Source organism: Pseudomonas sp. FW305-3-2-15-E-TSA4 (assembly GCF_058787295.1).
In genome coordinates, this window is sequence record NZ_JBYSZP010000018.1 from 83,694 (window position 1) to 96,762 (window position 13,069).

At 54.9% G+C, this 13,069-nt stretch carries 15 protein-coding genes; 10 read left to right on the forward strand and 5 right to left on the reverse strand.

Translation table 11 applies throughout. From position 1 onward, the window contains the following. The first annotated feature begins 108 nt into the window (after window positions 1-108). The 6 genes from AC3WMV_RS23500 to AC3WMV_RS23525 all read left to right on the forward strand — a co-directional run bounded on the left by AC3WMV_RS23500 (window position 109) and on the right by AC3WMV_RS23525 (window position 7,764). On the forward strand, window positions 109-2,715 hold the full coding sequence (locus tag AC3WMV_RS23500) for an aconitate hydratase (protein WP_027614493.1): 2,607 nt from the start codon (window positions 109-111) through the stop codon (window positions 2,713-2,715). A 31-nt stretch (window positions 2,716-2,746) separates the two neighbouring features. After that, the gene (gene prpF / locus AC3WMV_RS23505) at window positions 2,747-3,895 is read left to right on the forward strand and encodes a 2-methylaconitate cis-trans isomerase PrpF (RefSeq protein ID WP_027614494.1); all 1,149 of its coding nucleotides are present in this window, start codon (window positions 2,747-2,749) and stop codon (window positions 3,893-3,895) included. 79 nt (window positions 3,896-3,974) lie between these two features. Further along, entirely contained in the window at window positions 3,975-5,201 is a 1,227-nt protein-coding gene (locus AC3WMV_RS23510) for a lactonase family protein (protein ID WP_226939986.1), read from the forward strand. 31 nt (window positions 5,202-5,232) lie between these two features. Beyond that, window positions 5,233-5,943, forward strand: coding sequence for a TerC family protein (locus tag AC3WMV_RS23515; RefSeq protein WP_027614497.1), 711 nt, complete (start codon window positions 5,233-5,235; stop codon window positions 5,941-5,943). Further along, complete coding sequence (locus tag AC3WMV_RS23520; protein WP_027614498.1) at window positions 5,940-6,674, forward strand: transporter substrate-binding domain-containing protein; 735 nt, start codon at window positions 5,940-5,942, stop codon at window positions 6,672-6,674. The genes AC3WMV_RS23515 and AC3WMV_RS23520 overlap by 4 nt, the downstream gene beginning before the upstream one ends. A gap of 178 nt (window positions 6,675-6,852) precedes the next feature. Continuing rightward, window positions 6,853-7,764, forward strand: a complete 912-nt coding sequence (locus tag AC3WMV_RS23525; protein WP_065899395.1) for an alpha/beta hydrolase — start codon at window positions 6,853-6,855, stop codon at window positions 7,762-7,764. Between the two features lie 177 nt (window positions 7,765-7,941). Here the strand turns inward: AC3WMV_RS23525 and AC3WMV_RS23530 are convergent, their stop codons facing one another. Next, entirely contained in the window at window positions 7,942-8,400 is a 459-nt protein-coding gene (locus AC3WMV_RS23530; protein WP_027614500.1) for a winged helix-turn-helix transcriptional regulator, read from the reverse strand. A 96-nt stretch (window positions 8,401-8,496) separates the two neighbouring features. On the opposite strand from AC3WMV_RS23530, the gene AC3WMV_RS23535 reads away from it, so the two are divergent. Beyond that, window positions 8,497-9,444 (forward strand): aromatic alcohol reductase, encoded by a 948-nt coding sequence (locus AC3WMV_RS23535; RefSeq protein ID WP_027614501.1) that lies wholly within the window; start codon window positions 8,497-8,499, stop codon window positions 9,442-9,444. A 183-nt stretch (window positions 9,445-9,627) separates the two neighbouring features. On the opposite strand, the gene AC3WMV_RS23540 is transcribed toward AC3WMV_RS23535, so the two are convergent. Together AC3WMV_RS23540 and AC3WMV_RS23545 are read right to left on the reverse strand one after the other, a co-directional pair. Continuing rightward, entirely contained in the window at window positions 9,628-10,083 is a 456-nt protein-coding gene (locus AC3WMV_RS23540; RefSeq protein ID WP_226939985.1) for a hypothetical protein, read from the reverse strand. Next, on the reverse strand, window positions 10,034-10,270 hold the full coding sequence (locus AC3WMV_RS23545; RefSeq protein ID WP_226939984.1) for a hypothetical protein: 237 nt from the start codon (window positions 10,268-10,270) through the stop codon (window positions 10,034-10,036). The genes AC3WMV_RS23540 and AC3WMV_RS23545 overlap by 50 nt, the downstream gene beginning before the upstream one ends. Before the next feature lie 388 nt (window positions 10,271-10,658). Between AC3WMV_RS23545 and yidD the strand changes: the two genes are divergently transcribed. Continuing rightward, window positions 10,659-10,952, forward strand: a complete 294-nt coding sequence (gene yidD, locus AC3WMV_RS23550) for a membrane protein insertion efficiency factor YidD (RefSeq protein WP_219738115.1) — start codon at window positions 10,659-10,661, stop codon at window positions 10,950-10,952. Between the two features lie 180 nt (window positions 10,953-11,132). On the opposite strand, the gene AC3WMV_RS23555 is transcribed toward yidD, so the two are convergent. After that, on the reverse strand, window positions 11,133-11,501 hold the full coding sequence (locus tag AC3WMV_RS23555; protein WP_049827965.1) for a helix-turn-helix domain-containing protein: 369 nt from the start codon (window positions 11,499-11,501) through the stop codon (window positions 11,133-11,135). A 679-nt stretch (window positions 11,502-12,180) separates the two neighbouring features. Between AC3WMV_RS23555 and AC3WMV_RS23560 the strand changes: the two genes are divergently transcribed. Together AC3WMV_RS23560 and AC3WMV_RS23565 are read left to right on the forward strand one after the other, a co-directional pair. Next, the gene (locus AC3WMV_RS23560) at window positions 12,181-12,375 is read left to right on the forward strand and encodes a type II toxin-antitoxin system HicA family toxin (protein ID WP_178085245.1); all 195 of its coding nucleotides are present in this window, start codon (window positions 12,181-12,183) and stop codon (window positions 12,373-12,375) included. Continuing rightward, complete coding sequence (locus AC3WMV_RS23565; RefSeq protein WP_103368271.1) at window positions 12,372-12,704, forward strand: type II toxin-antitoxin system HicB family antitoxin; 333 nt, start codon at window positions 12,372-12,374, stop codon at window positions 12,702-12,704. The genes AC3WMV_RS23560 and AC3WMV_RS23565 overlap by 4 nt, the downstream gene beginning before the upstream one ends. Window positions 12,705-12,821: 117 nt before the next feature. Here AC3WMV_RS23565 and AC3WMV_RS23570 read toward each other — a convergent pair whose 3' ends face one another. Further along, complete coding sequence (locus tag AC3WMV_RS23570; RefSeq protein ID WP_027614505.1) at window positions 12,822-13,028, reverse strand: hypothetical protein; 207 nt, start codon at window positions 13,026-13,028, stop codon at window positions 12,822-12,824. Window positions 13,029-13,069 lie beyond the last annotated feature (41 nt).

The following is a 13,069-nucleotide window of genomic DNA, read 5'->3' on the forward strand; positions in this document are numbered from 1 at the left end:
GACACTCAAACAAGATGAATCGGATGACCCAACATTGACCTATATCATCACAAAGTGCAATATGCGTCCCACAAGAACGTTACCCGTGTTGTTTGTGAGGAATAGTCAATGCCTAAGTCAAAGGGTCAAATCGTTTCCGCCAACGGAATCGAGTACCGTGTCAGCGACATCCGGGGGGTCGTGACCGACCTGGGTGGTGATTACGCGAAGCTGCCCTACAGCTTGCGAATCCTTGCCGAGAACGTTTTGCGTGGAGAGGCTGACCCTGAAGCCGCGCTCAAAGTCATCTGCGCCCGCTCTAAAGAATTCGACATTCCTTTCCGTCCAGCTCGCGTCGTTCTGCAGGATCTGCTCGGTACGCCGGCGCTGGTCGACCTCGCGGGTCTGCGCGATGCCGTCGCTGCTCAAGGCGGCAACCCGAGGCTGGTTAACCCTGTTACACCGACCCACTTGGTAGTGGATCATTCGCTCAACGTAGAGCGTTGGGGTGACGCCAGTGCACTCGCCGATAACGAAGCCATTGAGCGTGAGCGCAACGCCGAACGTTTCCAGTTTCTGGACTGGTGCAACAAGGCGTTCAGCAATTTGTCGATCATCCCTTCGGGCAAAGGCATCCTTCATCAGATCAACTTGGAACGCTTGACTACCGTAATTGGCACTCAGCGCCGTGATGGTGAGCTGTGGGCGTTCCCGGATACGCTGGTCGGCACCGACAGCCACACCACCATGATCAATGCCATCGGCGTGCTGGGTTGGGGTGTCGGTGGTATCGAGGCTGAGGCAGCTATGCTGGGTAAATCCCTGATGCTTCGTCTGCCTGAAATTGTCGGTGTGCGTCTGGAAGGCACCTTGCCCCAAGGCTACCTGGCAACGGACATCGCATTGGCTCTGACCGAGCTGCTGCGTAAGGCTGGCGTGATCGGCTCCTTCCTGGAGTTCTTCGGCCCAGGTGTTCCACAGTTGTCTCTTGCTGACCGAGGCACCCTGTCGAACATGGCGCCTGAGTTCGGCGCTACCGCTGCCATGTTTGCCATCGACGACCGCACGCTGCATTACCTGCGCATTACCGGTCGTGGCGGTCAGATCTCGGGGCTGACTGAAGCCTATGCTCGTGCTCAAGGCCTGTGGCATGACAGCCTCGGCGCGGTTGAATACAACCGCGTTGTAACCCTGGATCTCGGCACCGTGGAGCGTTCCATCGCCGGCCCGAAACAGCCTCACCAGCGTATCGTGCTGGGTCAGAAGGCACCGGCAACCAATCTACCAACTGGCCTGGACAATGGTTCGGTCGTATTGGCTGCAATCACCAGTTGCACCAACACCTCCAACCCCCGTGGTGTGATCGCCGCTGGTCTGGTAGCACGCAACGCCCGCAAGCGTGGTCTGAAGCGCGCTCCATGGGTAAAAACTTCGTTTGCGCCAGGTTCGATGGTGGTTGCTGGTTACCTGGAGCGTTCGGGTCTGAACAATGATCTGGATGCACTGGGCTTCAACCTGGTCGGTTACGGCTGTACCACTTGTAACGGTATGTCGGGGCCATTGCTGAGCCCTGAGATCGAAGAGGAGATCCGCACCCGCAAGCTGGAAACCGTGGCTGCGACCTCGGGCAACCGTAACTTCGAAGGCCGTGTTCATCCGCTGGCTCGCGAAGTTTTCATCATGTCGCCGCCGCTGATCGTTGCTTACGCCATCGCCGGTACCTATCTGATCGATCCGGAAAAAGACGCGCTGGGCGTGGATGACAACGGTGTGCCTGTTTACCTGCACGAGCTGTGGCCAAGCGACGAGGAACTCACCTCAATCGAGACTGAAAACCTCACCGCCGACCTGTTCGACAAGGCGTACGAAGACGTCCCGCGCGAAGCCGGACTGATTGCCAGCGACCTGCGCGCCGGTGTCAGCGACCAATACGCATGGCAAGCGAACAGCACCTACATTCGCAAACCTCCCTACTGGAGCGATGCGGTGACGGCCACTGACATCAGCAAAGACTTGAGCAACATGCGCGTCCTCGCCATGCTGTCGGACAACATCACCACCGACCACATTTCTCCATCGGGTGCGATCCTGCCGGAAAGCGATGCGGGCCAATACCTGCAATCGCACGGCATCGCGGTGCCTGACTTCAACTCCTATGGCACACGTCGCGGCAACCACGAGGCTGCGCAGCGCGCCACCTTCGCCAGCCCGCGCCTCAAGAACGAGTTGCTCGAAGATGGTCGTGAAGGCCCATGGACGCTGCTGCTGCCTGAGAAAGAGGTCACCACGATCTTTCAGGCTGCCGAGATCTACGCAGATCGCAAGCAGTCCCTGATCGTTGTCGCCGGCAAAGAATATGGCAGTGGTTCGTCTCGTGACTGGGCGGCTAAAGGCCCACGCCTGTTGGGTGTGCGCGTGGTAGTAGCTGAGAGCTTCGAGCGTATCCACCGTACCAACCTGGCGGGTCTCGGCATTCTTCCGCTGCAGTTCGAGCAGGGTGTCTCGCGCCAAAGCCTGGGTCTGAATGGCCGCGAAACGTTCAGCGTGGAAGGCATCACCGATGACTTCCAGCCAGGCGCCAAGGTCACTCTGGTGATCGAGCGCGAAAACGGCGAAACCGAGCGCGTCACTGTGGTGAGTCGTCTGGATACCTTCGAGGACGTTCGTTACTTCCGCAATGGTGGTCTGTTGCCGCAGTTGCTGATCGAAAGCATGAAGAACGCATCCGCTAACTGATGTGCCGCTGATTTGTCGCAGGAGATATCAAATGACTCAAAGACGTATTCCAGCCGTTTACATGCGTGGCGGCTCCAGCAAGGGTGTGTTCTTTCTCGACAAGGATCTGCCGCCTGCAGGCCAAGAGCGAGATGCCATCCTGCTCCGCGTGATCGGTAGCCCGGATGTGTACGGCAAGCAGATCGACGGGGTGGGTGGTGCGACCTCCAGTACCAGCAAGGTGGTGATCATCGGTAAATCTAGTCGCGAAGATTGTGACGTGGATTACCTGTTCGGGGCTCCGGCCATCGAGACGCCAGTGATCGACTGGTCGGGCAACTGCGGCAACCTGAGCTCGGCTGTCGGCCCATACGCCATCTCTGAAGGTCTGGTAGATGCGCCTCGCGATGGCATCGCCGTCGTCCGTATATGGCAGGCCAATATCCAGAAACGCATCATCGCGCATGTGCCTATGCGCAACGGCGAGGTTCTGGAAGAAGGTGATTTCGTGCTCGACGGTGTGGCGTTCCCCGCTGCTGAAGTCGTGCTGGAGTTTCTTAAACCAGGCGGCTCGGGGGGCAGCATCCTGCCGACGGGTAACGCCATCGACGAACTAAATATTCCAGGCATTGGCAATATGCCCGTCACGTTGTTGAACGCTGGTAACCCTACCATCTTCGTTGAAGCTGACCGAGTGGGCCTGAAGGGCACCGAAACTCAGGATCAGGTCAATGGGGATGCTGAGCTGCTGGCACGCTGCGAAACCATCCGTGCCCACTGCACCGTTGCCATGGGACTGGCCGCCACCGCCGAAGAGGCAACTCGTCTGCGTCCGCACACGCCGAAGCTGTGCTTCGTGGCCAAGCCTCAGGCCTATCAGGCGGCAGGCGGCAAGCTCGTTGAGCCTGGTGATATCGATGTGATCGCCCGGATCTTGTCGATGGGCAAACTTCACCATGCGATTACGGGTACGGGTGCAGTCGCTGTCGCCGTCGCGGCAGCTCTCGACGGCACGCTGGTGAATCGTATCGTGGGTGACATCGGGGATCGTCAAGTTCGTATGGGGCATACCGCTGGCAGTGTGGCAGTAGGCGCAAAAACTGTGCTGGAGGACGGTGCCTGGAGTGTGGACAAGGCTGTGATGAGCCGCAGTGCTCGCCGGCTGATGGAGGGCTGGGTACGGATTCCTGAAGTCCTCTGATCCAGCCCGTGCTCATGTCGGCTTCCGTCCGGCATGAGCACAACCCTGATCAATAATAAAAACAACAGAGAACCACACCATGAGTTCATCCGAATTCCCGCGTCACTCGATGCTCCGCCGCCAATTCATTCAGCTTTCTGCGCTCGCGGCAGGCGGTGTATTGGCTGGTGGCTTCACCCTCCCGGCACACGCTGCTGCTACCAGTGATAAAAGCAAGATGACCAATAACAAACGGTCGCATACCCCTCGGTTTGCTTATGTTGGATCACGCACAACCAAAGAGCGCAATGCCCGTGGCGTAGGCATTACTGTATACCGTTATGCGCCTGAAACGGGTGCGTGCACGTTGGTTCAGGCGCTCAATGATCTTGTGAATCCATCGTTTCTGACCTTCGACCACTCGCAGACTCATCTTTACTGCGTACATGGTGATCTCAGCGAGGTGAGCTCGTTCGCTATTGATGCGAAGAGCGGTGAGCTGACCAAGCTCAATACAGTTGGCACCCAAGGCAAGAACCCCGTTCATCTCAGCGTCGATCCTTCCGGTAAGTTCCTGGCTGTTGCGAACTATGCCACTGGCGGTTTTGCGATCTTCCCGATTCAGGATGATGGTAGCCTCGGCGCGCTGGCTCATCTGGAGTCGCTGCCTGGCGAGCCTGGGCCGCATAAAGTGGAGCAAAGCAGCTCTCATCCACACATGATTCCTTTCGATCCGTCCGGACGATTCTTGGTCATTCCCGACAAAGGATTGGATGGCGTCTTCGTCTACCGGGTGCAGCAGAACAACGCGAAATATGGCGCCACCCAGGTCAGCATGGTCAAAGCACGCGAAGGCTCGGGCCCGCGCCACGTGGTATTTACGCCGGTAGGGAAGAGCGCTTACGTCGTAAACGAACTCGACAGCAGCGTCACCGGGTACGCCTACGATCCTGAGCAAGGCTCGCTAAAGCCTCAGGAAATTGTCTCCACTCTGCCGTCGAACTTCACAGGCAATAGCCGTGCCGCGGCCATCGTGATGGCGCCGTCTGGAAAATACCTCTACGTGTCGAACCGGGGCCATGACAGTGTGACGACTTTCGCGCTGGAAGAGAGTGGGGCATTTGCTGCCAAGGCTCACACTTCGTCTCAAGGACGTAAGCCTCGCTTCATGAACCTGACGCCGGATGGCACGCGTCTGTTTGTCGCCAACGAAGAGACAGACACCATTGTCGGCTTTGATGTTGATCAGGCTTCCGGGGTGCTTACCTCGAACGGTCAGGTGATCAAGACCGGCAGCCCGGTCTGCATGATCTTCAAAACTGTCTGATTAACCGGCCCCCTGGCTTGGAGAGCTCATTTTGATCGAACTCATAAACTCGCCAGGGTTCTGGCTGGCGGTGATGCAAATCATCGCCATCGATATTTTGCTGGGTGGCGACAACGCGGTGGTCATCGCGCTGGCTTGCCGCAAGCTCCCAGAAGCTCAGCGCAATCGCGCCATCATTGGTGGCGCGTTGGGGGCGATCCTTCTCCGGATCGCCATGATCTTCTTCGCTCTGCAATTGCTGGAGCTGCCGTACCTAAAGCTAGTTGGCGCCGTGCTCCTTCTGTGGATCGGGATCAAACTGATCGTTCCCGAAGGCGAGGACGCTCACGACAACTTGGCTGCGAGCCCCAAGCTTCTGGGGGCAATCAAAACGATCATCGTCGCCGACGCGGTGATGAGCCTGGATAACGTCGTTGCTGTGGCGGGAGCATCCAACGGCCAACTGGAACTCGTGATCTTCGGCATCGTCATCAGCATTCCCATCATCATTTGGGGCAGCAAGTTGGTGCTGCACTTCATGGATCGGTACCCGATAGTCATCACGCTGGGAGCGGCACTGCTGGGCTGGATCGCGGGTAGGATGGCGATCACCGACATTAGCGTGCCGGCAGTGCCGACATGGTCTCATTACGCCGCTGGAGCATTAGGTGCGCTCATGATTTTGATTATCGGAAAAATGATTATCCATTGGAAAGGGGCAGGCGCTAGCCAGTCAGAAGCGGAAAGGAGCGAGCGATCGTGAAATTTGAACTTGCCAACGTGTGTAGGGATTTGGCTCCTCACGGGACACTGCGGGTGGCCATTAACCTTGGCAATCCTGTCTTGGCGAAGCGAGATGAGCAAACTGGAGTTCTTTCCGGAGTGTCAGTTGCGTTGGCAAAGGCCCTTGCCGATGAGCTTGGCATCCAAATTTCGATGGCGACGTACGATGCTGCCGGCAAGGTGTTCGCTGCTTTAGAAGAACAGGCTTGGGATCTTGCATTTCTGGCAATCGAGCCAGTTCGGGCCGAGAAAATCGCGTTCTCGAACCCCTACGTTTGTATCGACGGAACCTATCTTGTGAAGACCGATAGCAAATTCCATCGAGCCTCTGCTCTGGATACAGGCGGAAACCGTATCGCCGTAGGAAAGGGTGCCGCCTACGACTTGTTCCTGTCCCGCACACTCAAGAATGCTAACCTCGTCCGAGCGGAAACCTCGTCTGAAGCTGTCCACACCTTCCTGGAGTTGGGCCTGGATGCAGCCGCTGGTGTTCGCCAACCATTGGAGCGTTTCGCCAAGTCGACTACTGGCGTGAGGGTGTTAATGGATAACTTCACAGAAATCCGTCAGGCACTGGCAGTGCCTAAAGGCCGCGATATTGCGGCGGAGTATGTCCAGGGCTTCGTTAACCGCCAATTGCGAAGTGGATTCGTAGCTAAGGCTCTTGGTGACAGTGGCGAGTTCGACGCCCATGTCGCCATGCCCGCTTGAATCCTCATGAAAAAAACCAGATCTGCACTGGCTGAATGAGGCGATAACCTCTCTCATGAGCCTATGCCGTTCTTGGACGTCTCTGCTATGGCCGCCTCAATTGGCAATCTCCGCTACCCGAGGATGAATCTAATTGCTCAGATCAACAACTTGGCTGAACCCCGTGACTGAGCCTTCAATGGTCTATAAAGATCTTTTCCCTGTGATGGAGACAGTGCTTGCGAGCGGCGTTACGCTTCTTGGGGGGCTGCAATATCATAGAGTTGATGGCTACCGTCCCCTGACGCTCGACCTCTACTCCCCGTTGAAGAAAGGGCAGCCTCACCCAAGGCAGTTACCCCTGCTGATCTATATCCACGGAGGAGGTTGGAGGCGTGGTGACAGTCACCGATGCGGTGTTTTCACTGACTTTCCGAGATTATTGGGCGATATTGCGAGCAGAGGTTATGTCGTCGCAGCGGTGAATTACCGACTTAGCTCAGAGGCGAAATGGCCAGCGCAAATCGACGATGTTCGAACTGCTGTCAGTTTTCTGCTGAACCAAGCTGATGCATTCGGTATAGATCCGCAAAGGGTCTACGCTTGGGGCGTGTCAGCCGGAGCTCAGTTGGCTGCCTCGCTGGGCAATCCAACTGAATCGGTAAGTAGTCAGGATCAGCATTGTCCGGTCACGGCAAGCGTTCATGGCGTAGCGGCTTGGTATGGAGTTTTCGACTTCACCACTCTCGGTGATCAAGCGCTACAGCTGGGAATTGACATTCCAGATGATGCGCCGGAGTGGAGGCTTATAGGGGCAGAGCCTGGCCAGGATCGCACTGCTCGTTTTCGCTCAGCCAGTCCCGCTTTTCACCCCACATCTCGAACTTCGCCGATGCTGATTTTAGCCGGGAAAAAGGATCGGAAGGTTCCATATCTCCAAAGCGTGCAAATGAAGGACGCGCTTGATCGTGTGGGTGTGCCAAATCTTTTTTATATATATGAGGAAGTAGGACACAGCTTCATCTGCGAAGATAACCCTGCTGAGACTAATCGAGTCAATTTATTGGCAATAAATCAGACTATTGATTTTTTCGATGCTTTGGCCTTTTAGTGTCGACTGAGCAGCAGCATTGGGGCCCAACATTAACAGCCAGCGCAGGCGTCGCCTGTGCTGGTGTCACTATGTGCAATGCATGGTCATGCTGATGGCCCAATAAAGAGCGTCAGTGCGATTGATTAATTACTACGCTATTCCTCAGCACCGGGCTTCTAGTACGCTGCGAGTAAATCAGTCAGACGCTTCTGAGCCTAATGGTGTCGACGTGGGTATTTGCCATACAGGCTTTTTATCATTCTGATTGTCGAAATTACGCCGCGCCTTGCGGAAATCCTCAACGTTTTCGACAACCCACGTCCAGATGGGGGACATGCGGATCAATAGTTCCATGCCTAGCGGCGTGAGCTCATACTCGACACGTGGTGGAATTTCATCAAACTCCCGCCGATTCACTAAGCCATCCCGCTCCATGGCGCGCAATGTCTTAGTCAACATCCGCTGAGTCACTCCGGTCATCTGCCGTTTTATTTCGGCATGGCGCATTGTGCCGTACACCCCTAGGGCATGCAGAATGCCTAATGACCAGCGGCTGCCTGCGTGAGCAAGCACTTCCCTTCTGACGCCATCATCGTCTTCTCTAAGCGTTCGGCAGATTGTCTCAGCTTGGCTGAGAGCCTCCTGACTGGACATTTCTTTGTCTGGTATCACCGGTGTGCCTTCTTACAAGCGTTGCCTAATCGTGCAAGCATTTGTTCATCTTACAGGCAACAGGGCTCAGGAGAAATCATGACCGAAGTGACCCAGCTTTCCCCCCAATCCATTCTCGTTCTAGGCGCCGGTGAGCTTGGACTGCCGGTTTTGCGCAACCTGGCGCGGGTAGCAAAGCGTGCGCCAGGTTCCACAATCAGCGTCCTCCTCAGGGACTCGACCATCAACACTCAAATTCCTGAGAAAAAGGTTGAAATCGATGAGCTTCGGGCCCTAGGCATCCAGATGGTAGCCGCAGACCTCGTGAATGACTCAATCGATCAGTTGGCGGAAGTATTCGCACGTTACGATACCGTAATCGGCTGTGCAGGCATGGTTGCAGGCCGGGAAACCCCGATGAAACTGGCTACCGCTGCTCTGAAGTCAGGTGTGAAGCGCTACTTCCCGTGGCAGTTTGGTGCCGACTTCGAGGCAATCGGTCGGGGCAGTCCTCAGGATCTGTTCGATGCTCAGCTTGATGTTCGCGAATTGCTTCGCGCCCAGGATAAAACTGAATGGGTAATCATCTCGACTGGTATGTTCACCAGCTTTTTGTTCGAGCCTGTATTCGAGGTGGTCGATTTCGAAAACGACACCGTGAACGCACTAGGCAGTCTCGAAACCAGCGTGACGCTTACGACTCCAGACGACATCGGCGCCTTGACAGCGGAAATCGTTTTCTTCGAACCCCGCTTTCGCAATGAAATTGTTTATCTATCTGGAGACACTGTGACGTACGGAGAGGTCGCCAGCCTCCTTGAACGTGTGCTGGGTCGCCCGTTCAAACGAAACGTGTGGACTGTTCCGTACCTGCTCCAAGAATTGGAAAAAGACCCCACCCATCACATCAAGAAGTACCGTGCCGTATTTGCTCAGGGCAAAGGTGTGTCATGGCCTAAAGCAGGCACCTTCAACGAGCAGCAGTCGATTCAACTCACGACCGCTGAGAACTGGGCCCAGGCAAACCTGACAACCTCTTCAGTATAAGTGGGGTAGCTGAGCTAACGTTTCCGCTCTGGAAATTTACCTGCTACAAGCTCTTCAGTCTGATAGGGCCACCGATAACCGAAGCTAAAAAACGGGGTAGGGATACCTGATTGCCCTGAGCACCATTTCCCTAGTTTTCGGTGGTAGGGGAGCGAGCTCATAGAAAGCCTACCGTCGAGCGGCTCATCCCAAGCTGCCTGGCGGTTTGGCGTTAGCATTCGCAGGAGCCTGACGGCTGCTGGCTTCGAGCCGGCCTTCACCTGCTCTGCTCTGCGCCTTACTGGTGGCATTAGGTTTAACACTAGCGCTCTGTCCATGTCCTCGGCGTTTACGCCAAGTCACCACAGCGCCGCTGAGCCTTTGCAACAACCAACCGACGGAGTGTCGCGTTCCCGGATCAACCAACTTACTCAGTTGGGTTTTGATTTCTGGCCCCATCGCTCTCAATGTGCCGGTGTGCGTCATCACCAGTTTTTTAGCCTGGTCCGGCAGAAGGTTTTTCGCTGCGCTATTGGCAACTCCTTTACCTACGGCTTTGTAGGCGCTAAATGCAGCCCCAAAGATATTGCTGATGGCCGCCTTGGGATCGCTAAGCAATTGATTGCCGGCAGCAGTGATTTTCTGACCCGCGGCGCGCATCGCCTTTTGCGTCGAGCTTGCCGTTGACGACGGCTTCAAGCCCTTTCGCAATTTCTTTTACCGCGCTTGCCCCCAAGTTCCCGGCATCGGCAAGAATGCCCGAAAGTTTGCCTTGGGCCTGTTTTACGAAGTCATCGATCGTGCCGACGATGGTGGCGTTCAAGTGCCCGACCAGCACTTCGGTCATTGAATCGCCCAACAACATCTTGGCGCTGTTACGCAGTCCTGATGTACTAAAAACAAGGTAGGGCGCAAACTCATACGAGCAGCAGCCATGGTCGGAGGGGCTGGTAAAACACCGATCAGGTTGATACCCAGGCTGACCCAATCAAGTAATTCCCGCTGCTTGCTTTTGGTGAGCGTGACGATGTCGTCATGGGAATACAAGCATTCACAAGGTGATCACGGATGTACATCTACAAAATGGTTCAAGTGCCGCCAACCATTGAAGTTCGTGCGAAGGAGCACCGAGTGAACGAGGCCGCAGTTTATCTATAAAATGTGGTCAACACTCATGCTGAAGATGGGGGGGAGTTTTATCGGATAGACACGATTGGCGTTTCAGTCAAACCGGGATGTTTCGACGCGTTAATGGGGAAGAAAAACGTTCTGAACCAATATTACGTGATTTCTATGCGCAAGCCCCGGTGATCAAGCTTTGCGCCGTCTCAGCAATTCGTTGCTATCAGCGAGTTGCTTCCTCTCGATTGCGAAATGCCTGCCGCTTTGAGCCTTCCTGTTCAAACTATGCGAAACAAGCCATCGAAAAGTATGGTGTTCTAAAGGGCTGCCGCATGGCTGTCGGCCGCATCTGCAGGTGTCGGTACCCGAACGGCGGGAAAAATTTTCCCTGTATAGTCGGACAGTGAGCCCCGACGCCTCAATTGTTCAGCTGTGCTTGCCATGACCCTGACGGGCTGCTCTTGGCCAAAGGCGGCTTGCCAATGTCCGCTTCTGGCCGTTAGCTGCCGTTTGGCTAATGACAGGGCGACTGGGCTGGCGACGGGGCTGTTACTCACCGCCCTTGGCTGCTGCTTTTCATTGGTTCGTTATTCGATTAAGTGGAAATCGTCGCGATGCTTGGGATTGGATGTCGCGCCTCGGCAGTTCTCGCCTTTAGACGGTGGGTGACCTGGCATAAAAATTAGCCCTTCGTTCTCGAAGGCGTAAGCCAAGGCTTGCATCGTTACCTGATTCAACTTCCTTGTGCCGCTCTCAAGATCTTTGATGGCTTTCACGGAAACGGAGGAACGAAAGGCTAATGCCTCAATGCTCCAGCCCAGCATTTTTCTCGCTACAGAACTGTGATCTGCAGAAAAGGTGAGCGGTAGCCTTTGAAAAAAAGCTAACAGGTCGGCGTCCTCGGCCGCCTCGGAGTCGGATTTAACTCTATAGAAATCGATAATTTCAGCACTCATCATGGTGGTCCTTAACTGTATGAATAGACAGTGCTTAGGGTAGCCTCCTGGATTTTCTTTAGCTAGCGGTGTTTCGCACTAGGATCTAACCTGAGCTGCACACTCTAAAAAAAGCTGAGCGCTATTCAGCGTTTTTTAGGGCAAATTTAGGACATATCATGGGCCTATCCGGGCCTCTCTAGACCAACCCAGATGGCTCCAAGGCAATGCTTTCGTGGCCTGAGGCGGCATGAGTGTGATGTGGCAGGGGTTCGAATCCCTATCTCTCCGCCATATATAGAAAAAGCCCCGTAGCTGAGAAGCTACGGGGCTTTTTTGTTTCTGCTCGCTTGAGTAATCAGCAAATCCTGTCGCCGGAACCCGAGGTTGAAAACTCGATAATCGGATGTGACTCGATTGATGCCGGTTCGTACGTAACTCTCGGAGTCTACCTACAGCTCTATTTCCAATCACTCCTTATCCTGACCTATGTGCCCAATATTGACCGGATTCGGATAAAAAGACGCCGTTTTCAAGCTTGGAGGGTGGCGTTGTCCGCTTGTTCAAGGGGGCGCTTCATGGATCAGCGATATGAATCGCGATTGTCAATTTTCCCTGCGCGGTATCATGGTGTAATACTATGAACAACAAATAACTCGGTACGCTCGCAGCTATATTTTCACGACCCACACCCGCCACGTTGGAATGGGCGCGCATCGAGTCTCTGTTCAATGCGGTCGGGGCCAGAACCGTGGAAAGCAATGGTTCGCGAGTTCGGTTTGAATTAAGAGGAGTGGTTGCTACGTTCCACCGACCTCACCCGGATAAAGAAGCAAAGCCCTATCAGGTTCGTGATGCTCGGGCTTTTCTTGAACAAGCAGGAGTCACTCCATGAACGTGATGAATTACAACGGGTATGCAGCCCGAATTGAATACAGTGATGAAGATGGTCTTTTTGTTGGTCATATCGCTGGGATCAAGGACGTAGTAGGTTTTCATGGCGAATCTGTGAAAAAGCTTCGGTCAGCATTCGAAGAGGCTGTTACTGACTATCTGGAGACTTGCGCAAAACTGGGCCGTGCTCCTCAAAAGCCTTATTCGGGCAATCTCAGTCTGCGTTTGGCGCCAGCTCTTCATGCGACTGTTGCCGTAAAAGCGCAATTGGCTCAAAAAAGCATTAATCAGTGGGTTGCGGATGTTCTTGACCGAGAGGCCCATGCCTAGCTTGATTCTGGTCTGGAGGTTGTACGTCGTTCCCGAACAGAGCAAATAGCCCCGTAGCTGAGAAGCTACGGGGCTTTTTTGTATCTGCGAGTTTTACCGAGCACCCGCCTCAGCCACTCACGGCTGCGGATGCCCGAGCTTCTGTTTGATCAGGTCATACACTTCCTTGTGCGTCGAGTTGCGCAGGGTGTTGTCCTTGCAAGCCGAGGCCAGGAAGGTTTTCACTTCGTCCTTGGCGTGCGGATAGAGGCTGGCGACGTAGTCGGCTTCATGTGTTTGGGTGCAGTTGAAGTGCTTGTCGTCTTTCGCTTTGTCTCTAGCCATGGTGCGGCTCCTTTTGAGTTTGAACATCATTTGGCGAAACA

What these genes read in the sequence shown, in the direction of transcription:
- AC3WMV_RS23500 (WP_027614493.1), top strand. Translation starts at nt 109, where the DNA reads ATGCCTAAGTCAAAGGGTCAAATCGTTTCCGCCAACGGAATCGAGTAC.
- prpF (WP_027614494.1), top strand. Translation starts at nt 2,747, where the DNA reads ATGACTCAAAGACGTATTCCAGCCGTTTACATGCGTGGCGGCTCCAGC.
- AC3WMV_RS23510 (WP_226939986.1), top strand. Translation starts at nt 3,975, where the DNA reads ATGAGTTCATCCGAATTCCCGCGTCACTCGATGCTCCGCCGCCAATTC.
- AC3WMV_RS23525 (WP_065899395.1), top strand. Translation starts at nt 6,853, where the DNA reads ATGGTCTATAAAGATCTTTTCCCTGTGATGGAGACAGTGCTTGCGAGC.
- AC3WMV_RS23530 (WP_027614500.1), bottom strand. Translation starts at nt 8,400, where the DNA reads ATGTCCAGTCAGGAGGCTCTCAGCCAAGCTGAGACAATCTGCCGAACG.
- AC3WMV_RS23535 (WP_027614501.1), top strand. Translation starts at nt 8,497, where the DNA reads ATGACCGAAGTGACCCAGCTTTCCCCCCAATCCATTCTCGTTCTAGGC.
- AC3WMV_RS23540 (WP_226939985.1), bottom strand. Translation starts at nt 10,083, where the DNA reads ATGCGCGCCGCGGGTCAGAAAATCACTGCTGCCGGCAATCAATTGCTT.
- AC3WMV_RS23545 (WP_226939984.1), bottom strand. Translation starts at nt 10,270, where the DNA reads ATGACCGAAGTGCTGGTCGGGCACTTGAACGCCACCATCGTCGGCACG.
- yidD (WP_219738115.1), top strand. Translation starts at nt 10,659, where the DNA reads ATGTTTCGACGCGTTAATGGGGAAGAAAAACGTTCTGAACCAATATTA.
- AC3WMV_RS23555 (WP_049827965.1), bottom strand. Translation starts at nt 11,501, where the DNA reads ATGAGTGCTGAAATTATCGATTTCTATAGAGTTAAATCCGACTCCGAG.
- AC3WMV_RS23565 (WP_103368271.1), top strand. Translation starts at nt 12,372, where the DNA reads ATGAACGTGATGAATTACAACGGGTATGCAGCCCGAATTGAATACAGT.
- AC3WMV_RS23570 (WP_027614505.1), bottom strand. Translation starts at nt 13,028, where the DNA reads ATGGCTAGAGACAAAGCGAAAGACGACAAGCACTTCAACTGCACCCAA.